This window comes from Streptomyces albidicamelliae (assembly GCF_025642175.1).
GTDB lineage: Bacteria > Actinomycetota > Actinomycetes > Streptomycetales > Streptomycetaceae > Streptomyces > Streptomyces albidocamelliae.
The window spans coordinates 7,296,075-7,315,372 of record NZ_CP106795.1; the positions used below are offsets into that span (position 1 = coordinate 7,296,075).

The 19,298-nt window shown below is 75.0% G+C and carries 18 protein-coding genes and 3 pseudogenes; 11 read left to right on the forward strand and 10 right to left on the reverse strand.

Translation table 11 applies throughout. The features are described from left to right. Positions 1-4: 4 nt before the first annotated feature. Positions 5-514, reverse strand: a complete 510-nt coding sequence (locus N8I86_RS33085) for a methylated-DNA--[protein]-cysteine S-methyltransferase (protein WP_263279446.1) — start codon at positions 512-514, stop codon at positions 5-7. Positions 515-703: 189 nt separating this feature from the next. Here N8I86_RS33085 and N8I86_RS33090 point away from each other — a divergent pair, with 189 nt between their 5' ends. From N8I86_RS33090 to N8I86_RS39110, 4 genes are all read left to right on the forward strand, one after another. Then, positions 704-943, forward strand: coding sequence for a hypothetical protein (locus N8I86_RS33090; RefSeq protein WP_073890979.1), 240 nt, complete (start codon positions 704-706; stop codon positions 941-943). 3 nt (positions 944-946) lie between these two features. Beyond that, positions 947-1,324 (forward strand): toxin Doc, encoded by a 378-nt coding sequence (locus N8I86_RS33095; protein ID WP_123440583.1) that lies wholly within the window; start codon positions 947-949, stop codon positions 1,322-1,324. 650 nt (positions 1,325-1,974) lie between these two features. Next, the gene (locus N8I86_RS33100) at positions 1,975-3,351 is read left to right on the forward strand and encodes a hydrolase (RefSeq protein WP_317633627.1); all 1,377 of its coding nucleotides are present in this window, start codon (positions 1,975-1,977) and stop codon (positions 3,349-3,351) included. Beyond that, on the forward strand, positions 3,266-3,703 hold the full coding sequence (locus N8I86_RS39110; protein ID WP_317633656.1) for an RICIN domain-containing protein: 438 nt from the start codon (positions 3,266-3,268) through the stop codon (positions 3,701-3,703). The genes N8I86_RS33100 and N8I86_RS39110 overlap by 86 nt, the downstream gene beginning before the upstream one ends. Positions 3,704-3,767: 64 nt before the next feature. Here N8I86_RS39110 and N8I86_RS33105 read toward each other — a convergent pair. Both N8I86_RS33105 and N8I86_RS33110 read right to left on the reverse strand, forming a co-directional pair. Further along, positions 3,768-4,936, reverse strand: a pseudogene (locus N8I86_RS33105) (lactate 2-monooxygenase). A 223-nt stretch (positions 4,937-5,159) separates the two neighbouring features. Beyond that, complete coding sequence (locus N8I86_RS33110) at positions 5,160-5,735, reverse strand: hypothetical protein (RefSeq protein ID WP_123440586.1); 576 nt, start codon at positions 5,733-5,735, stop codon at positions 5,160-5,162. Positions 5,736-6,060: 325 nt separating this feature from the next. On the opposite strand from N8I86_RS33110, the gene N8I86_RS33115 reads away from it, so the two are divergent. Then, complete coding sequence (locus tag N8I86_RS33115) at positions 6,061-6,495, forward strand: protease inhibitor (RefSeq protein ID WP_073890971.1); 435 nt, start codon at positions 6,061-6,063, stop codon at positions 6,493-6,495. A 206-nt stretch (positions 6,496-6,701) separates the two neighbouring features. On the opposite strand, the gene N8I86_RS33120 is transcribed toward N8I86_RS33115, so the two are convergent. The 3 genes from N8I86_RS33120 to N8I86_RS33130 are packed head-to-tail and all read right to left on the reverse strand — an operon-like array spanning position 6,702 to position 8,571. Continuing rightward, on the reverse strand, positions 6,702-6,860 hold the full coding sequence (locus tag N8I86_RS33120) for a CDGSH iron-sulfur domain-containing protein (protein WP_371127846.1): 159 nt from the start codon (positions 6,858-6,860) through the stop codon (positions 6,702-6,704). A gap of 22 nt (positions 6,861-6,882) precedes the next feature. Then, on the reverse strand, positions 6,883-7,557 hold the full coding sequence (locus N8I86_RS33125; RefSeq protein WP_123440587.1) for a HemK2/MTQ2 family protein methyltransferase: 675 nt from the start codon (positions 7,555-7,557) through the stop codon (positions 6,883-6,885). Further along, positions 7,558-8,571, reverse strand: a complete 1,014-nt coding sequence (locus tag N8I86_RS33130) for an iron-containing redox enzyme family protein (RefSeq protein ID WP_263279447.1) — start codon at positions 8,569-8,571, stop codon at positions 7,558-7,560. Here N8I86_RS33130 and N8I86_RS33135 point away from each other — a divergent pair. After that, positions 8,570-9,011, forward strand: a pseudogene (locus N8I86_RS33135) (flavodoxin family protein); the annotation flags it as partial. The gene N8I86_RS33130 and the pseudogene N8I86_RS33135 overlap by 2 nt on opposite strands. Positions 9,012-9,022: 11 nt before the next feature. Here N8I86_RS33135 and N8I86_RS33140 read toward each other — a convergent pair. Both N8I86_RS33140 and N8I86_RS33145 read right to left on the reverse strand, forming a co-directional pair. Beyond that, positions 9,023-9,190 carry a hypothetical protein gene (locus N8I86_RS33140; RefSeq protein ID WP_263279448.1) on the reverse strand — a complete coding sequence of 56 codons (168 nt, stop codon included), beginning with the start codon at positions 9,188-9,190 and terminating at the stop codon, positions 9,023-9,025. A gap of 441 nt (positions 9,191-9,631) precedes the next feature. Next, positions 9,632-11,137 carry an MFS transporter gene (locus N8I86_RS33145; protein WP_263279449.1) on the reverse strand — a complete coding sequence of 502 codons (1,506 nt, stop codon included), beginning with the start codon at positions 11,135-11,137 and terminating at the stop codon, positions 9,632-9,634. Between the two features lie 200 nt (positions 11,138-11,337). On the opposite strand from N8I86_RS33145, the gene N8I86_RS33150 reads away from it, so the two are divergent. Next, the gene (locus N8I86_RS33150; RefSeq protein WP_073890963.1) at positions 11,338-11,865 is read left to right on the forward strand and encodes an SRPBCC family protein; all 528 of its coding nucleotides are present in this window, start codon (positions 11,338-11,340) and stop codon (positions 11,863-11,865) included. A gap of 64 nt (positions 11,866-11,929) precedes the next feature. Here the strand turns inward: N8I86_RS33150 and N8I86_RS33155 are convergent, their stop codons facing one another. Next, positions 11,930-13,555, reverse strand: coding sequence for an FAD-dependent monooxygenase (locus tag N8I86_RS33155; RefSeq protein ID WP_263279450.1), 1,626 nt, complete (start codon positions 13,553-13,555; stop codon positions 11,930-11,932). Between the two features lie 230 nt (positions 13,556-13,785). Between N8I86_RS33155 and N8I86_RS33160 the strand changes: the two are divergent. The 3 genes and pseudogenes from N8I86_RS33160 to N8I86_RS33170 all read left to right on the forward strand — a co-directional run bounded on the left by N8I86_RS33160 (position 13,786) and on the right by N8I86_RS33170 (position 16,401). Then, positions 13,786-14,636: pseudogene (locus tag N8I86_RS33160) on the forward strand (SDR family NAD(P)-dependent oxidoreductase). Between the two features lie 6 nt (positions 14,637-14,642). Continuing rightward, positions 14,643-15,569, forward strand: coding sequence for a DMT family transporter (locus N8I86_RS33165; protein WP_263279451.1), 927 nt, complete (start codon positions 14,643-14,645; stop codon positions 15,567-15,569). Positions 15,570-15,621: 52 nt separating this feature from the next. Beyond that, on the forward strand, positions 15,622-16,401 hold the full coding sequence (locus N8I86_RS33170) for a polysaccharide deacetylase family protein (RefSeq protein WP_263279452.1): 780 nt from the start codon (positions 15,622-15,624) through the stop codon (positions 16,399-16,401). Between the two features lie 758 nt (positions 16,402-17,159). Here the strand turns inward: N8I86_RS33170 and N8I86_RS33175 are convergent. Then, positions 17,160-18,248: an MGDG synthase family glycosyltransferase gene (locus tag N8I86_RS33175; RefSeq protein ID WP_450169254.1), complete on the reverse strand. Its 1,089-nt coding sequence runs from the start codon at positions 18,246-18,248 to the stop codon at positions 17,160-17,162. 223 nt (positions 18,249-18,471) lie between these two features. On the opposite strand from N8I86_RS33175, the gene N8I86_RS33180 reads away from it, so the two are divergent. Next, positions 18,472-19,290: a ribonuclease BN gene (locus N8I86_RS33180; RefSeq protein ID WP_073890954.1), complete on the forward strand. Its 819-nt coding sequence runs from the start codon at positions 18,472-18,474 to the stop codon at positions 19,288-19,290. The last annotated feature ends 8 nt before the right edge of the window (positions 19,291-19,298 follow it).

A 19,298-nucleotide genomic window follows, 5' to 3' on the forward strand; every position in this document is an offset into this window, starting at 1 on the left:
GGATTCACAGCAGGGCCGGCTGCAGGGCGCCCTCGTGGGTGAGCAGCCACACCTTGTTCTCCACCCCGCCGGCGTACCCGCGCATCGACCCGTCCGCGCCGATCACCCGGTGGCAGGGGCGGAGCAGCAGGTGCGGGTTCGCGCCGAGGGCCCGGCCGACCGCGCGCATCTCGGAGCGGGGCACGCCCAGCCGGGCCGCCAGTTCGCCGTACGTGGTCGTGGTGCCGTACGGGATCTCGTCCAGGGCTTGCCACACCCGCTGCCGGAACGCGCTGCCCGGTGCGGAGAGCGGCAGGTCGAAGCGGGTCCGGCGGCCCGCGAAGTACCCCTCCAGTTGGCGGTGCGCCTCGGTGAACGGCCGGTCGTCGCGGTCCTCCTGACGCAGGGCCGGCGTCCCGGGCCCGCCGGGCAGGGACAGCGAGGAGACGGCGTGGCCACCGGGCCCGGCGCAGGCGGTCAGCAGCAGATCGCCGAGCGGGCTCGGGTGGACGGTGTGAACGGTGCGCCTATGCATGGGTGCTCCCTCGGATACCTCCGTGCCGCCTGTGCGTGCGGCCTTCGCGTGCTGTCGAGTCTGCTGCGCGGCCGGGCCGGTGACCGGCGGAAAACGGACACGGCCCTGTAGCAGCCGCGGGTACCGCGTGGCAACCGCCCCGACCTGTGGATATTTACGCGTGAGTACCCGAGCGGTACCGTGAGGGGCATGCCAGCTCTCAACGTGGAGTTCAGCGAACGGGAACTAGAGGACCTGCGGCAGATCGCCAAGGAGCGCGGTACGTCGATGAAGGCCCTCGTGCGTGAGGCGGCCGCCGCCGACATCGCCCGGCACCGCGCCCTGCAGGAGGGCGCCGAGACCTTCCGGCGCTTCTTCGCCGCCCACGCGGAGGAGTTCGCCGCCGCGTTCCCCGACGACGAGCCCCCCGCCAAGGGCGAGGCCGCCTGAGCGATGCCCTCCGTCCTCCACATCGACGTCCCCTGGCTGCTCCAGCGGCACGAAGAGGTCCTGCCCGACCAGCCCGCCGTGGACGACTTCTCCGCGCTGGTCGCCGCCGTGGCCCGGCACCGCGTGGACCCGCCGCGGCTGGGCGTCGACTCCGACGCCGCCTGGCGTGCCGCCGCCCTGCTGCACACCCTCGCCGTGCTCAAGCCGCTGCCCGCGGCCAACGCCCGCTTCGCCTGCTCGACGGCGGTGGCGTACATGTTCGTCAGCGGGGCCGGCATCGATCCGCCCTACGGCGCCCTCGTGGACCTGGCCCGCGACCTGATCTCCGGCAAGACCGACGTGTACGGGGCGGCGGACCGACTGCGGTCCTGGCAGATCTGAGCCGCGGGGCTCCGCCCGGCGTTCTCGGGCCGGATCCGGTGAGTCTCGACCCGACCCCGGATCAACGACCGAACCCAGCCGATCCGGCCCGAACTCAAGGGAGCTGGGTCCCACGCGCGGGGCCGGGCCCGGATGGTGCGGGCCGTGGCCGCGGGGGTGGGTCCGGCCGGCCGGACCCGTTCCCGGGTGAGCCGGTCCACGGCCGGCGGGGAAGCCGCCGGGGCCGCCGGCCGAGGGCGGGAGGAACAGGGCCGGCGGCCGGTCGCGCGCGGGAGAGCCGCCGTCCCGAGCGGGGCCTTCCGAGAGGGCCGATACCCAGTCCACTACCGCTCCCGCGGACCCGGGAGCGTGCGCGTCCCACCGGCGCGTGCGCACGCTTCACACGGGGCGCATGGGAATACGAAAGGCCGCGTCACCCGACCAGGCCCGGACCGAGTATTTCTGACTTTCTTTCAACAAGGCCGATGTCCTACGGGCGCCTTGTTGCCCGTGTGGAAGTTGTGCAAGGGTTGCAGCGCCCGTGCGGGGGGCATAGTCCAGGGTTCTTTCGGCAGTTGCGGAACCGGCCGGCCGAGCGCCGGTGAATTCCCGTTCCCCGCGCGCACCCAGAGGCTCGCACCTACGCACCACGCACCAAAGGAATCCGCTCCGTGCCCACCCCCACCCCCTCGTCCCCCTATCCGCCCCCCGGCGGAGAACCGGGGGAATCCGACGAGTCCCTCGCCGGCCCGCTGCGCGCCGGCTCCGACGCGGAGGCCTCCCGGTCCACCGCCCTCCTGATGTCCCGGCACTGGCAGCCCGCACACGACTACGCGGTGATATGCCTGGCCGCTCCCGGGCCCCTCGCCCACATGGCCACCGCCACCGCCTTCCACCAGGTCCTCGGCCGGCTCGCCCTCGGCGAACCCGGCGAGGCGCTCCGTCCCCGCCTGCTCGTGGCAGTGCGGGACACGGTCCTCAACTGGTCCTCCACGGACCGGATCACCGCCGTACTGCCCGGACTCGGAAAACCCGCCGGTGGCCGCGGTATGCGCAACGCGAAGACCCTGATACCGGAAAACCGCGCGCTCTCCGACCGCGCCTTCCTCGGACTTCCCCGGCTGGAACAGACGTTGCTGTGGCACACCGAGGTCGAGGCCGAGCCGATAAACGCTCCCGCCGAACTGCTCGGCATCGACACCGAGAGCGCGGCGATCGCACTCGAACAGGCTCGCGAGAAATTCCGGGAAGGCCTGGTGCGCGCGCACCGGGAACTCGCTCCCGGCACGGAGTGCCGTTACTACAACCGCCTGCTCGACGTACCGATACGGCGGGGCGGAAACCTGCTGCCCGACGTCCAGGAGCACCTGGCGGCCTGTGTCTACTGCCGGCATGCCGCCGAGCAACTCGGCAGCACCGAGGCCGCCTTGGGGGTGCTGCTCGCCGAAGCCGTCCTCGGCTGGGGTGCCCGCCGCTACCTCGACTGCCGTCCCGGCCGCCGGCCCGGCCCCGCCCGCGGCGGCTCCCGGGGCCCGGGCGGACGCCGGCGCGGCGGCGGGAAGCCCGGACTGTTCCGGACCGCCTCCTCGCGCGCCCGGGCCCGCGAGGGCGGCGAGCCGGAGCCGCGGTCGCGCGGCACGGGGGCGCGCGGCCGACGGCGCGGCACCCCGGGCCGTTCGCCCGGACGGCGTCGGCGCCGGGCGGCACCGGCACCGCCGCCCTCGGGTCCACGCGGACCCTGCTCACCGGCGTCGGCGTGGCCTCCGTCGTGCTGCTGGCCACCGTCGTCGTCCTGGGCGTATGGCCGGACGGCGGCTCCGGTACCGGTCCGGTCGCCTCCACGAGTGCCGTGCCCGGCACCGACGCCCGGCCCCGCGCGCCTCCGGCACCGCGCCGGACACCGCAGGTCTGCCCGCCACGGGCCGCCCCGGCAGACTGCGCAACGCGGCAGCGGGCCTGTGCCTGGACGTCCGGGGCACGCCCGAGTCCGGTGCCGCCGCGGTGCTCGCCGTCTGCTCCACGACGGCCGGCCAGCAGTGGACGTATGACGCCGACGGGCAGTTGCGCAGCGCGGCCGCCACCGGACTGTGCCTGGACTCGCACGCCGACGCCGGTGTGGTGACCCTGGGCAGCTGCGCCGGGGCCGGCTCGAAGCGGGCCGACGACGTGCGCTACGACCTCACGGTGCGGGGCGAGTTGCTGCCCCGCTGGGACCGGACCGTGGCACTCGCCACCGCCGGTGGGGAACCCGGGTCCGACGTCGTGGTCAAGATCCGCGACCGGTCCGCCGGACAGCGCTGGCAGTCCGACTCGCCGACGCGGAGCCCTGGTTCACTGTCGATCGCCGGCTCCGACGGACCGGCCGCCCGGCCGGCGGAGGACACCGGGAAGGACACCTGACGGGCCGCCGTGTCCGGGGCCGCCGTGTCCGGGGCCGGCGGGCCCGGCCCCGGACACGGCGTGCTCAGGCGGGGTCCGTGACGAGATCGCCGGCGCCCACCGTGCCGGGACCGGTGTGCCCGGACAGGGCGAGCGTCAGGTCCAGCTCGGCCAGCAGGCACCGGACGACGTGCTCGACCCCGGCCTGTCCGTCCAGTCCGAGCCCGTAGACGTAGGGGCGGCCCAGCAGCACCGCCCGGGCGCCGAGGGCCAGGGCCTTGAACGCGTCGTCGCCGGTGCGCACCCCGCTGTCGAAGAGCACCGTCAGCCGGTCGCCGACCGCGTCCGCGACCCGGGGCAGCGCGTCGGCCGCCGCGACCGAGCCGGCCACCTGCCGCCCCCGTGGTTGGAGACCACCACGCCGTCCACGCCCGCGTCCGCGGCGAGCCGGGCGTCGTCCGGGTGCAGGACGCCCTTCAGCACGATCGGGCCGTCCCAGTGCTCCCGCAGGAACGCCAGGTCCGGCCAGGTGTGCCCCGGGTCCCCGAACAGGCCGAGGAAGTGCAGCACGGCCGCTTGGGGGTCCTCGTGCACCGGCTTGGTCAGCCCGGCCCCGAAGGCGGGGTCGGTGAAGTAGTTGGCGGTCCCGACCCCGTGCAGGAACGGCAGGTACGCCTGGTCCAGGTCGCGGGGGCGCCAGGACAGCAGGGGGGTGTCCAGCGTGACGACCAGGACCGTGAACCCGGCCGCCTTCGCCCGGCCCAGGAAGCTGCGGGTCACCTCCCGGTCCTTGCCCCAGTACAGCTGGAACCAGCGCTCGGCGTCCCCCATCGCCTCCGCGACCTGCTCCAGGGGTGTGCTGGACGCCGACGACAGGATGTACGGCACGCCCTGCGCGGCCGCGGCCCGGGCGGCGGCGGACTCCGCGTCCGGATGCATGATCGACAGCACCCCTACGGGGGCCAGGGCCAGCGGCGCGGGCAGGGCCCGCCCCAGCACCTCCGTCGACAGGTCACGCTCCCGTACGTCCCGCAGCATGCGCGGCACGATCCGGTGCCGGGCCAGGGCGGACCGGTTGGCGCGGGCGGTGCTGCCGTCGCCCGCGCACCCCGCCACGTAGCCCACCGGGCCGGGGCCGAGCCGGTGTTCGGCGAGCTCCTCGAGCCGGGTCAGATCGGTGGGCAGCCGGGGCACGGAGCCCGTCATGCCGTTCAGATAGATCTCGTACTGGAAGTCAGCCCAGTGCTTCGCCATCCGGCCGTCCCGCCTCTCGTCGCTGAGTACGCGTGCAGCCCGACGATACTGGCGGGTAGCAGCAGGTCGGCAGGCGCCCTCACGGGCGGCGGCCGCGCCGTCCCGGACGGGGGTGGGGCGGCGCGAACGGGGGTCTCACCCGTGAACGACGGTCACAGGGGCGGCCGGCGGCGACGGGAACGAGCCGACCTGCCGCGCGTGCGCCACGGGCCGCGCGGCGCGGTCATCCGTCCTTGTCGCCGTCCCCGCCCTCGTCGGTGGGGGAGTCGGCCGCCTCGTCGGCGTCCGGGCCCTGCGCCCGCACCCGCTGGACGTGTTCCAGGGACTCGCGCAGCTCGGTCAGCCAGTCGTCGGTGTGGCGCCGGACCAGGCGCACGCACCAGGCGAGGGCGTCACTGCGGCTGCGGGCGACGCCGGCGGCGATGAGGGTGTCCAGCACCTGTCGCTCGGGCTGGCGCAGCCGGGTCATCACGGGCGCGGCCACATGGGTGAACAGTGCCTGTTCCGTGCCGCACACCACGCCCCAGGACACCTTGCGGCCGAAAAGATGCTCCGCCTCGCGGGCCACCTCCATCCTTGCCTCGCGGGTACGCTCCCGGAACTCCTGGATCCGGGAACGCAGGGCGGCGTGCCGCTCGGCGGCCGGAGCGTCGTCGGTGAGCCGTGGTTCGGGAACGCGCCCGGTCACGGTGATCTCCTCGCGGTCCGCGGTCACCTCCACCAGTTCGGTGAAGAGATCGTCGGGCAGCCGGCCGGCGAACCAGCCGCGCAGTTCGTCTCTCTGCTCTGCTGTAATCATGTAATCAGGCTTACGCCGTCGGTTTCATGAACACAAGGCGTCACGAAGGGGTTCGCTGCGAGCAAAGTCGGAATGTTTCAGGCCGATTAACGAAGAGGTGTTTTTCGGCCATCCGGCCGGTTCCACCGATCAAGAACCGCTCAGTTCCGCGGTCGACGTGTTCGAATTCCGTAACTTCACGCCACTGATTGAACACCGAAGGTTACTGAAACCCATGGGTGCGATGTGAGTTTCGCCGGTGGACTCGGCAGAGTGGCGCTCGCCGCCCGGTGCCCGACCGGACCCCGGCCGGCACCCCCGATGTTCGAGCGGAAGGAAGCACACAATGCGTACCACCGCGCGCTGGGCAGCGGCCCTCGGCCTCACGGCCGCCGCCGTCGGCGGACCCCTGACCGGGGCCGCCGTCGCTGCACCGGACGCCGCCCCGTCGTCGCTCTACGCCCCGTCGGCCCTGGTGCTCACCACCGGCCACGGCAGCGGCGCGGCCACGGCGACCCCGGAGCGCGCCGTCACCCTCGTCTGCGCCCCCGGCGCCTCCGGCACGCACCCCGCCGCGGCTCAGGCCTGTGCCGAACTGCGCGGCGCCGCCGGTGACTTCGACGCCCTCAAGGGCGACGCGGACGCGTTCTGCACCAAGGTCTACGACCCGGTGGTCGTCACGGTCCAGGGCGTCTGGCAGGGCAAGCGCGTCTCCTACGAGCGGACCTTCGGCAACAACTGCGTGAAGGACGCGGCCACCGGCAGCGTCTTCGCGTTCTAGGACCGGGATCGCGCGGTTCCCCGACACACCGGATCAGGACCGTAACTGGGGAGTGCGGCCCCGGGAGTGGGGAACCTGCGATCTCGCGCCGGAGCCGACGGGCGGAGTGGGGCCATCCGTCGGTCTCCGGGCACACAGCCGCTCCCCGGGCAGGCCCGTGGGGGGCCTTCCGGGGAGCGGCGAAAAACCTACGGTTTCAACGGCGTTCAGGCCTTGCGGCGATGACTCGTGTCACACCACGGAAACCTGCGACTGCGCCGGCATGTGCACAGAGCGACACGGAAACGGTCCGACGACACCGTGGTGCCGTCCTCCAGCTCGATCTCCACCGGTCCCTCGACCAGCAGCGGCCCGCGCCGCGGCATGGTGATCCGGCGGGCGCGGTCGTCAGCGGACTCGTTCGGCACGGATGACCACCAGTTCCTCCCTGTCGTCGGACGCCCCGAGCCGCCCGCTCCGGCGCAGCCACTCCTCCCGGGAGCGCAGCACCGGGCCGAACGCGATCCAGCGGCGCCGGACCACCGCGGCCTTGAGGCCCGCCGCCCGCAACTGCTCCACGGTGAGCTCCGGGTCGCTCAGCGCCGAGTGCACGATCAGCAGGACGCCTCCGACGCGCAGCAGCGCGGGGGCGTCCCGGCATATCCGGTCCAGCACCAGCCGTCCGTCCCGGCCCGCGTCCCACGCCCGGGAGCGGCCGCGCGGGCCGCGCCCGGCGTCGGGCGCCGGCACATAGGGCGGGTTCGCGAGAATGACGTCGTAGGTGCGGTCCCCGACGGGGCCGAAGAGATTGCCGCGGTGGATGCGTACCGGCAGCCGCCGCAGCCAGGCGTTGAGCCGCGCCGTCCACACCGCGCGCCGGGAGACGTCCACGGCGGTCACCTCGGCGCCCCGGCGGGCGGCCTCCAGCGCCAGCGCCCCGCTGCCGGTGCCCACGTCCAGCACCCGGGCGCCGGGCGGCGGACTCTCCTCGCGGAGGGCCTCGGCCAGCAGCTCCGTATCGTCCTGTGGGGCGTACACGCCCGGAAGCAACAATGCGATCACCTCGCGCGGGTACCCCGACATTCAGGACGTATGAGCCATTTCGCCGCTGAAGGCCGTCCGCAGCGACGAGCGTCCCGCGCGCCAGTCGGACAGCAGCCGCCGGGCCAGCCGGTCCTCGAGGTACTCGGTCGCGTCGATCCCGAAGGCGATGTCGCCCGCCAGCTCGGGCTCCTCCTCCAGCAGTCCGCCGATCACGTCGTGGCGCACCACCTGCTCGTGCACCGCGTCCGCCTCCACGTGCTCGTCGTAGAAGAACTCCGCGGCGGGGCCGGCGCCGGTGCGGCGCATCGCCTCGGCGAGCCGGCGGGACCCCGGTGAGGAGGTGATCTCCACCTCGGCGAAGTGCCCCACCAGAGCGCCGCGCAGCTCGCGGTGGAGCCCGAACAGGGACATCAGGTTGACGACGGCCAGCATCGGGGCCGGCGCCGCGTCCAGGTAGCGCCCGTAGGCCGGGTCCAGGTCCAGGTCCGTCATCAGGTCGGCGAACAGGCGGGCGTGGACCCGCTCGGCCCGTCCGCCCCCGAACTCGTCGAACTCCACCGCCGCCATCGCCGCCTTCGCCCTGCCCCACAGCCGCGGCAGCACCCAGGCGTGCGGGTCGGCCTCCTTCAGGTGGTAGAGCGAACGCATGGCCGCGTACTCGCGCAGGTGCCACAGCTCGCCCTCGTCGCGCAGGAAGTGGCTGACGCCCGCGCCCTCGACGGGTTCGACCAGGAGCGCGCCGAGCGCGTCGTCGAGGCTGTCGTGCACCGGGGTGTCGGCGCGCAGCGCGGACAGGAAGCGCCGCTCCAGCGCGCCGCGGACCCGCAGCAGCTCCGGGTCCCATTCGCGGTCCGGGCCGACGCCGGCGAAGCCGCGGTAGTGCAGCTCGTAGCAGAGGTAGAGGGCGAGCTGGAGGTCGTCGCCGTACGGGTCCGCGTCCTCGGCGGCCGCCGGGCGGGGGAGGGGGCCGGTGCCACCGAGATACCCGGTGACCGCGGCGGACAGCGGTCCTCTGGACGGGGGCAGCTGAGGTCCTCGCAGGTGGTGGTTCATGCGGCCCGGGTACCCGGGCCGCGGGAAAGCACTAGTGATCGATTGCGCGCTGAAGAAATCACCGGAGCCCTCGAACACCGACGCGCTGACCCGGGTCGTCACCGGGCATCTGGCGAAGGACGGCCTCGACGTCGACGTCGTACGGGTCGTCGACCTGGCCGGGGCGCCCGTCCTCCGTGGCCCAGCGGGTGCTGGAGCGCATGGACGCGATGCTGTCCGAGACCGACGACGGCGGCCGCCCGGTGGCCTGCAACCGGGTCGCGGGCGTGGTCGTCACCGGCAACGGGGACGGCGCCCGCCACGTGATCAGCGAGGTCCAGGGCGCCCTCGCGGACATCGGCTGCACGATCCCCGGCCGGGCCCGGACGTACTGGCACCTGGGCCCCGGGCCCGGCCCCGACTGCCTGGAGGAGGAGCGCGGCCGGGAGTGGTCGCACCGCCAGCGCCCGCGTCAGTCCCCCTCGGCCTGCTCCTGCGCGCCGGTGTTCGGGCTGGTGGCGTCCCCGGCCTCGCCCGACCGGGAGCCTTCCTCGTCCCGCTTCTCGGCCTCCTCGACCTCCCGGAGCACTTCCTCCAGGGCCGTCTCGGGCCGCTCCTCGTGGTCGTTCCCGCCGGGCATGGCGCCTCCTCGAATCGGTACGGTCGTGATCCACCGCGAGTTACCCGCACCCGCCGCCTCAAGCGTCCCGCGGGGGCTGCGCCACGGCCATCGGGGCCCCGGGGGTCCGTCCCGCGGTGGAACGCCCTGCGGCCATGCACGCACGCCTGCCCCGCCGGGGGTGAACCGCCCCACGGTGGCGTCGGCTTTCCTTGAGGCTGCGGGACAGGTTCGGCTGGGCCACGGCGCAGGTCTTCTGCCGGGCTGCGCGGACCTGCTGGCGGAGTCGTGGCGTTGGCCGCCGGGGTGCCAGGGGTGCAGGGGTGCCAGGGGTGCCGTCGCCCGGAGCGGTCCGCCTCCGATGCGAGCCGGCGCCGGCCCCCGTGTCGCCCCTCACGGACAGGGCGAGGGGCCGCCGTCTCCCTGAAGACGGCGGCCCCTCGGGGGTGCGGGTGGGCGGTGTCACATGTGGACGACCGGTGCCGCGTTCGCGTCCTGCTTCGGCACGCCGCGCCGGTAGAGCAGGAAGGCGATCACGGCGCCCGCGCCGAAGAGGACCGCGGACCACCAGAACGCGGTGGTGTAGCTCTCGATGGTCGCCCGGGCCCGCACCAGCTCGCTCGTGGCGTCCCGCCCGGCGAGGTAGTCGGTGGCGGCGCTCGCGGCGAGGGTGTTCAGCAGGGCCGTGCCGATGGAACCGCCGACCTGCTGCATGGCGTTGACGGTCGCGGAGGCCACACCCGCGTCCTCGGCCGCCACCCCGCCGGTGGCCAGCTGCATGGCCGGCGGCATGACCAGGCCGAGGCCGGCACCGATCACGACCAGCTGCGGCAGCACGGCGCTCACGTAGTGCGAGCCGACGCCGATGCCGGTCAGCCAGGCCATGCCGGCCGTGGCGATCGCGAAGCCCAGCGGAATGACCGCCTTCGGGCCGAGACGCGGCACCAGGACGGTGGTGCCGAGCTGCGCGGCCACCATCAGCGCGCCGACCATCGGCAGGAACGCCACACCGGTCTTCGTGGGGCTGAAGCCCAGGTTGAGCTGGAGGTAGTAGGTCAGGAAGAGGAACACGCCGAACATGCCCGCACCGGTGATCAGCACGGCCAGGAAGGAGGCCGCGCGGTCGCGGTCCAGCAGGATGCGCAGCGGCAGCAGCGGGTGCGCCGCCCGGGTCTGCCACCAGGCGAAGGCGGTCAGCAGCAGGCCGCCCGCGATCAGGAAGCCCCACGTCAGCGGAGAGCCCCAGTCGTGGGACTCGGCGTTGGAGAAGCCGTAGACCAGGGAGAACAGGCCGGAGGCGACCAGGACGGTGCCCGGCACGTCGAGCTTGGCGCCCGCCGCGTCGCGGTGGTTGCCCAGCAGGATCCAGCCGCCCGCGAAGGCGACGACCGCGATGGCCACGTTCACGTACAGGGTCCAGCGCCAGTCGAGCGCGTCGGTCAGCACACCGCCGAGCAGCAGGCCGACGGCACCGCCGGCGCCGGCGATCGCGCCGTACACGCTGAACGCGCGGGCGCGTTCGCGGGCGTCGGTGAAGGTGGTGTTGAGCAGGGACAGCGCGGCCGGCGCGAGGAGCGCGCCGAAGGCGCCCTGCAGGGCGCGGGCCACGACCAGCATGGTGAAGCCGTTCGCGGCACCGCCGAGCGCGGAGGCCAGGGCGAAGCCGACGACCCCGACGAGGAAGGCCGGCTTGCGCCCGAACAGGTCGGCGATCCGGCCGCCGAGCAGCAGCAGGGAGGCGAACGCCAGCGCGTAGGCGGTGACGATCCACTGGCGGCTGCCGTCGGAGAAGCCCAGGTCGCTCTGGGCGGACGGCAGGGCGATGTTCACGATCGTGGCGTCGAGGACCACCATCAGCTGCGCGATGGCGATGACCGCGAGGATCCACCACCGCCGGGGCGAGGCCTCGCCCCGCTCGGTCGCCGGTGCCCCCGCTCGGGAGGACTCGGCCAGGGTCTTCTGGGACATGGGGGAACCACTCCAGGGAAGTCGTCCGGGTGCGGATACGCAAGAGAAAGAACGGCGCGTAAACGAAACCGTTTCGTACACATGGAGCCTAGACCAGTCCGAACGAAACGGCAACGTTTCGCTGGGGCGCCCGCCCCGGGCCGCCGCCCCGGCGAGACGCCGGACGACACACCCCGCCCCGACCCGAAGGACCCGAGCGCATGTCCGTCGAACTCACCGGCGTCCACCTGACCCTGGACGACGGCCGCCCCGCCGTCCGCTTCGGCCGTTCCTACGACCAACCCGTGGAGCGTGTCTGGCGGTTCGTCACCGAACCCGCCGAACTGTCCCGGTGGTTCCCCTCCCGCGCCGAGCTGGACCTGCGCCCCGGCGGCGCCGTCCGCTTCACCGGCGACCCGAACATGCCCGAGTCCACCGGCCGCGTCCTCGCCGTCGACCCGCCCCGCCACCTGTCCTTCGCCTGGGGCGGCGACGAACTCCACTTCGACCTGGCGGCCCCGGACGACGGGCGCACCCGCCTCACCCTCACCGACGTCCTCGGCGCCGCGGACACCGCCGCCCGCAACGCCGCCGGCTGGGAGGTGTGCCTGACCGCCCTGGACGCCGCGGCGCGCGGTGCGGACGCCGACGGCCCGCACACCGGGGCGAGCGCGACCTGGAAGGAGTTCTACGACGGCTACGTCGACGCCGGTGTGCCCTCCGGGGCGCCCGTGCCGGGCCTGGACTGACCCGTCCGCCGACCGGGGTGCCCCCGGCGGACCCGGCGATCACCCCGGCGGCCGCGGGGACGGGTCAACTCGCGAACACCTTCGCCAGTGCCGACGACAGGGAGCCGGGACCGGCCGGTGAGACGCGGGCGCCCAGATGGCCGTCCGGGCGCACCAGGAAGGCGGTGCTCCCGCCGACCGCGTACCGGTCGCGGAACTCGCCCCGGCCGTCCCGCAGCACCGGCACCGCCAGGAAGCCCGGTTCGACCCCGTCCGGCAGCACGCAGTACACGGCCACCCGCCCGTGCGACAGACGGCGTGCTTCGTCCGCCAGCGCTGTGCAGTCCGGCGTCCCGCCCGCGGAGTCGGCGTAGAGCAACAGCACGTGGTCGTGCGCCCCGAGCACCTCGTGCAGGCGGAGGGGGAAGGCCGCGATCGGATCGCGCAGGCCCCCGCAGTCGGGTGCGCGGTCACCCGCGGCCGGGCCGCGCCCGGCCGCGGGACCCGGCTCCACGACCGGGCTGTCCTGGTAGGTGATCAGCAGCTGCGCCTCGCGCAATATGAGCGTCACCGGATCGCCGGGATCACTGTGCACGCCCTGCCGGGTCGCGTGCCTGAGCGTGCGGCCCACCACCTCCTCGCCGATCGGCCGCCGTTCGGCGTCGTAGCTCTCCAGCAGCTTGGGCTCGGCGTCGCCCGCCACCGCGAGGGCCAGCTTCCAGGCGAGGTTGCAGGCGTCCTGGATCCCCGTGTTCATGCCCTGCGCGCCGGTCGGCGGATGGATGTGCGCCGCGTCGCCGGCGACGAAGACCCGTCCCTCGCCGTACCGGTCCACCAGGCGGTGGCTGACGCGGAACACCGACGACCAGCGCATCGCCGAGGCCGTGGCCGGACGGGGCGACAGCCGGTCGACGACCTCCTGGATGTGGTGCAGACCCGGCGCCCGCCCCGACTCCGGACCGTGCGCCACCGCGTCCTGCCCCCGCGCCCGGCCTCCCAGCGACAGCTCCGGCGGGACCCGCATGGACAACCGGTAGCGGCACCGGCCCGGCAGCGGGATGCACACCAGCAGGTCGTCCACCTCGCCGCCGGGGGGAACGTGCATGGCCCGCACGCCGTAGCCGGGCGCCAGGTCCCAGTCCAGCTCGACGTCCGCGAGCATGTACTCCTCGGGCAGCGCACCGCCCTCGAAGGAGAGCCCCAGCGTCTTGCGCACGACGCTGTGCGCGCCGTCGCACCCGACGACGAAGCGGGAGCGGATCTCCAGCCCCTCGCCGTTGGCCGTGCGCAGAAAGCTGGTGACGCCGTCCGCGTCCTGGGTGAAGGAGACCAGTTCCGTCCCGCGTTCGATGCGCCCGCCGAAGCACGCCAGCCGCTCCTCCAGGATGCGCTCGGTCTCGTACTGCGGCAGGCACGCGAAGCCGTACGGCACCTCCGGCGGCAGGCCCAGCTCGACGCGCGCCTGCTGCACACCGTTCACGTAGACCAGCTGGCCGCGCATGGGCAGGGCGGCGTCGAGCGCGGCGCGGGCCACGCCCATCCGCTCCCACAGTTCGAACGTCCTCGGCTGGACACCGACCGCCTTGGCGTACGGCAGCCGGGCGGGCAGCCGGTCCACCAGCCGGCAGCCGACGCCCCGCCGGCGCAGTTCCAGGGCGGCGGACAGACCGACCGGGCCCGCCCCCGCGACGAGTACGTCGGTGTCCGTCATCCGCCTCTCCCGCCAGGGTCCCGGTGAACGGGCGGGGGACCGGCCCCCAATCCTCCCTCGCCTTCATGCTCGCTCCCGTGGCCCCGCCCGGCGACCGGGGACGCGCGCGGGACGGGAGCCGGCGGCTCCGCCGTGCGCGGTGTTTCAGTCTGTGGCGCCCTGGATACACCGCGAGGGTTCGGCCCCGGAGTCCGCGAGCCCGTGCACACCGTCGCAATGAGGTCGTCACCATGTCCCACGCACCGTCCCCCGCAGGCCCCTCGAACCGTGCCGGGCCGGTCGTGACCTCCGCTCCGCGGACGGGTTCCGCCGCCCACGCCGGGCAGCGGACCGGCCGGGGCGGCACGGCTCTGGTGACGGGCGCCTCCTCCGGCATCGGCGCGGCCGTGGTCCGCCGGCTCGCCGCCGAGGGGGCTGGCGGATGGTGCTGAACGGGCGGGACGTCACCCGTTTGGAGCAGGTGGCCGCCCTGGCCGGTGCCGTGGCCCTGCCCGCTGACCTGACCCGGCCCGGCGCCGGCCGCCGGCTCACCGAGCTGGCCCTGGACCACCTGGGGGAGCTGGACCTGCTCGTCGCCGGCGCCGGGGTCGGCTGGGCCGGGGACTTCACCGCCATGCCCGCGGCGCGCATCGACGAGGTCGTCGGCGTCGACCTGCTGGCCAACCTGCACCTGGTGCGCACCGTGCTGCCCCACATGGTCGCGGCCGGATCCGGACGCGTCGTGCTCGTCGGGTCCCTCGCCGGCAGCGTCGGCGTGCGCGGCGAAGCCGTCTACTCCGCGGCCAAGGCGGCCCTGGCCGCCTTCGCCGACGCCTTGCGGTACGAACTGCGCGGCACCGGCGTCCGCGTCAGCCACGTCGTCCCCGGTGTGGTCGACACCCCCTTCTTCGACCGGCGGGGCACCCCGTACACGCGGCCCTGGCCCAGACCGGTGCCGCCCGCGCGCGTGGCGGACGCGGTGTGGACCGCCGTCCGGCGCGACAAGGACGAGGTGTACGTCCCCGGCTGGCTGCGCGTGCCCGCCCTGGTACGGGGGGCCGCACCCGGTCTCTACCGGCGGCTCGCCGCGCGCTTCGGGTGAGCGGACATGATCGCCGTCACGGTGGTGCTCGCCCTGCTCGCGGCACTGTCCAACGCGTCCGCGTCGGTGCTCCAGCGCCGGGCCGCCGTGGAGCAGCCCGACGAGGGCACCGGTGCGGGGGCCGCCGGACGCCGGCTCCTGCAACTGCTGCGGCGCCCGTCCTGGCTGGCCGGCGCGGGACTGCTGGCGCTGTCCAGCCTGCTCCAGGCCGGGGCGCTGGCCACGGGCAGCCTGTCCCTCGTCCAGCCGCTGCTCGCCGCCGAGCTGCTGTTCACGCTGGCCGTGGGCAGTGTCGTCTTCCGGCGGCGGCCGGACGGCCGCACCTGGCTGGCGTTCGCCGCCCTCGCCGTCGGGCTCGCCCTGTTCCTCCTCGCGGCGGCGCCGTCACCCGGCCGGCCGACCGCGCCGCCGGAGGCCTGGCTGCTGGGCGGCTGCGGGGCGCTCGGGGCGGTCGTCGTGCTGGTCGCCGTCTCCCGCCCGGTCCGGGGCGCGGCCCGCGCGGCGCTCCTCGGTCTCGCCTCCGCGGTGTCCTTCGCCACCACGGCGGCGCTGATGAAGGAGGCGGTGGGGCGGCTCGCCATCGGGCCGGAGGCCATGTTCACGCACTGGTCGCTGTACGCCACCGCCGGGGCCGGACTAGTCGCCTTCCTGCTGTTGCAGAGCGCGCTGAGCGCCGGATCGCTGACGGCGTCCCAGCCCGCCCTCACCCTCGGCGACGCGCTGACCAGCGTCGTCCTCGGCTGGGTCCTGTTCGACGAGACGATCCACCTGGGGCTGCGGGTGATCCCCGAGGTGATCGGCGTCGTCCTGATCGGGGCGGGCAGCATCGGCCTGGCCCACGCGCAGTCCGCGGGACAGGACTGGGACACCTCCGTACCGGACCGGCCGCCCGACCGGAACGGGCGGCGGGCGCCGGCACCCCGCAGGCCCTGACACCGGCCGAGGCCGTCCGCCGTCGTCCGCACCCACTCAAGGAGGCAGTCCGATGTCCCTCGTGTCCGGCCGCGCGTGGCGGACGGCGGCGGCCCTGCTGCCGGTGGGCGTCGCCGCCGCGCACATCGGTCCGGCGGCCACCTGGCTCCCCGGCCTACGGCTGCGGTTCTGCCCCGGGCTGAGCGGGACCGGCCGCCCCGACCACGTGGCGCTGACCTTCGACGACGGCCCCGACCCGGAGTCGACACCGCGCTTCCTCGACGCGCTGGACGACCTCGGGACGCGGGCGACGTTCTTCGTGCTCGGCGAGCGGCTGGTGCGCGACCCGGGCCTGGCCCGGGAGACGGTGGCGCGCGGCCACGAGCTCGCCGTGCACGGCTGGACCCACGACCGCCCCTGGCGCCCCGCGCCCGCCCGGGACTCGGCGGAGATCGCCCGGACCGTGCGGGCGGTGCGGGACGTCACCGGCCGCCGGCCGCAGTGGTACCGCCCCCCGTACGGCATCCTCACCTCGGGCCGCTGGGCGGCCGCCCGGCGGGCCGGACTGCGGACCGTGCTGTGGTCCGCCTGGGGCGAGGACTGGACGTCCGACGCCACGGCGGCGTCCGTACGGGCCCGGGTCGCGGCGGACCTGCGCGGCGGCGGCACCGTCCTGCTGCACGACACGGACCGGCACTCGGCACCCGGCTGCTGGCACTCCGCCCTCGGCGCCCTGCCCGCCATCGTCCGGCGCTGCCAGGACGCGGGCCTCACGGTGGGCCCCCTCGCCGACCACCTCCACCCCGCGGGACCGGCGCGGCCGGGCGCGGTGTTGCCGGCCGGCGAGGGGTGAGGGCCGGGGGATCGCGTGCGGTGCCGGGTCGCGCCGTGCCACGCCCGTCGCGCTCGGTTCCGCCGGCCGCCGCGCGGCGGGGTGCGGGTGCGGGCCTCACGGTGGGCCTCCTCGCCGACCACCTCCACCCCGCGGGACCGGCGCGGCCGGGCGCGGTGTCGCCGGCCGGGGAGGGGTGAGGGCCGGGGATCGCGTGCGGTGCCGGGTCGCGCCGTGCCACGCCCGTCGCGCTCGGTTCCGCCGGCCGCCGCGCGGCGGGGTGCGGGTGCGGGCCTCACGGTGGGCCTCCTCGCCGACCACCTCCACCCCGCGGGACCGGCGCGGCCGGGCGCGGTGTTGCCGGCCGGGGAGGGGTGAGGGCCGGGGGATCGCGTGCGGTGCCGGGTCGCGCCGTGCCACGCCCGTCGCGCTCGGTTCCGCCGGCCGCCGCGCGGCGGGGTGCGGGTGCGGGCCTCACGGTGGGCCTCCTCGCCGACCACCTCCACCCCGCGGGACCGGCGCGGCCGGGCGCGGTGTCGCCGGCCGGGGAGGGGTGAGGGCCGGGGATCGCGTGCGGTGCCGGGTCGCGCCGTGCCACGCCCGTCGCGCTCGGTTCCGCCGGCCGCCGCGCGGCGGGGTGCGGGTGCGGGCCTCACGGTGGGCGGTCCGCTCGTCGGCCACGTCCCGCCGCGCCCGGCACCGGCCCGGCGGCAGTAGGAGGGCGGCGGGAGCCGTGGATCACGCACGGTGCGGTAGGGGCCGTCGTGCGACCGGCGGTCTCACAAGCCGGCCACGTACTCCATCGGATCGTGGCGGAACAGCGCGTGGCCCCGGGCCGCGCGTTCCGCGCGTTCCCGGCCGCCCGCCGGGAGCCGGCCGAGCGCCGTCAGCAGCGCGCGCCCGTCGCCGGCGTACTCCGACAGCCCCAGCTCCGCCATCCGCCGCACCCCCTCCGCCCCGTGGCCGGGCAGCGGCCGGTGCCCCACCACGGGCAGAGACGAGGCCAGGGCCTGCACGGCGGTCTGGCCGGCGGCGTTGTCCACCAGGGCGTGACACGCGGCCAGCAGTCCGGGCATGTCCTCGACCCAGTCCAGGGCGAGCACCGAGGGCACCCCGTCCAGTCGGGCGAGCAGCCTTTCGTTGCGGCCGCACAGCACCACGGGAAGATAGCCGGCCCCCGCGAGGAGCCGGGCGGTGCCGACCGGGCGGGACGCCGCTCCCCAGGCACCCGCGGACAGCAGGACGGCGGGCCGGCCCGGCGCGAGCCCGGTGAAGCGTTCCCGCCACCGCGCCGCCCCGGGGGCCGGGGTGAGGAACGCGGGCGACACCACCGGCCCGGTCGTCACCACGGGCGTGCCCAGCGCCCGGCGCACCTCGCTCGCCGCCCGGTCCGTCAGGCACAGGTACCGGTCGTTGCCGGGATGCAGCCACTGCCGGTGCACGGCGAAGTCGATCAGGAACACCGCGCTCGGCACCCGCAGCCCGCCCCGCTGCCGGAGATGGCCGGTCAGCTGTGCGGCCAGATGGAAGACGGACACCACCAAGTCGATGTCGAGCCGGTCCACCAGGGCGGTCAGCCGGCCGGCGGCGAGCCGGGCCAGTGGCACCCCGCTGGGGCGCGGACCGGTGCCGGTGCGCAGGAACGCGCCGTAGACGCCGGCGTACGCCCAGGGGAAGTGCCGTACCGAGGCCCGGTAGCAGCGGCGCAGCCCCGTGCCGACGCCGTACGGCAGCAGCTCCAGCAGGTCGACCACGTGCGGCTCGTGCCCGGACGCCGTGGCGCGGCGCGCGAGTTCCGCGGCGACGGTGTCGTGCCCGGCCCCCATGCTCGCGGTCACGATGAGTGTTCGCCGCCCGCGGCCCGGCATGTGCCGGTCCGTGCCGGGCACTTCGGCAGGAGTACGCACGGGACCCGATTCTCCGGTGACGCGGCGCGCAAACGGCGGACGTGCCTGACGTGTCGCCGGATCCGGCGGCCGGGGCCGCGCACCATGGCGCCGTGCCCCCGGCTCCCCGGCGAGTTGCCCGGTACGCGCCAGGGTGGATGAATCGGCACAGAAGAGCGTGTGGGCGGCGAGCACGGGAGGAGCCGTGAACCGGTGGCGGCGCGGCCTGCACCGCGCGTGGGAGTGGCTGCGTGTCGGCACCCTGTTCGACCACGGCCGCGAGCTGGAACTCATGCACCGGGCCATGGGATTCGCCACCCTGGCCCTGGTGACCCTCGCACCGCTGCTGATCGTGGTCGCCGCGGCCGACCCCCTGGGGCGGGGCGGCTTCGCGTCCTGGCTGACCGACGGGATGGGGCTGTCCGGACGGTCCGCGCACGTGATCACCGACGTCATCAGCCCGCCGCGCAACGTCATCGGCGCCACCAGCGTCCTGAGCGGTGTGCTGCTCGCCGTCTTCGGCGTGGCCTTCGGGGGCAGTGTGCAGAACGCCTACGAACGGATCTGGGGGCTGGCCGCCGGCCCCTGGCACCGGGTGTGGCGGCAGGCGACCTGGCTGGTGGTGCTGACCGTGTACCTGTACCAGGAGGTGGCGACGAAGACGACGCTGCACGGCGGCCAGCGGATCGCCCTGTCCGCGGTGAGCGGCGTGCTCTTCTTCTGGTGGGGACAGCGCTTCCTGCTCGGCGGCCAGGTCCGCTGGCGGGCTCTGCTGCCGGGCGCGTTCGCCACCGTCATCGGGCTGGCGGGCCTGCGGGCCTTCTCCTACCTCGTCTTCACGCCGCTCATCGTCACCAACGCCCTCAGCTACGGCGCCGTCGGCACGGTGCTCGTCGTGGAGTCCTGGCTCATCGGCGTCGGCTTCGTCATCTACGGCGGCGCCCTGTTCGGCCGCTGGTTCACCGAACACCACTGGATGCCGTCCCACCACGAGGACGAACCCGGTGCGCGGGACCAGGACTGATCCGGACG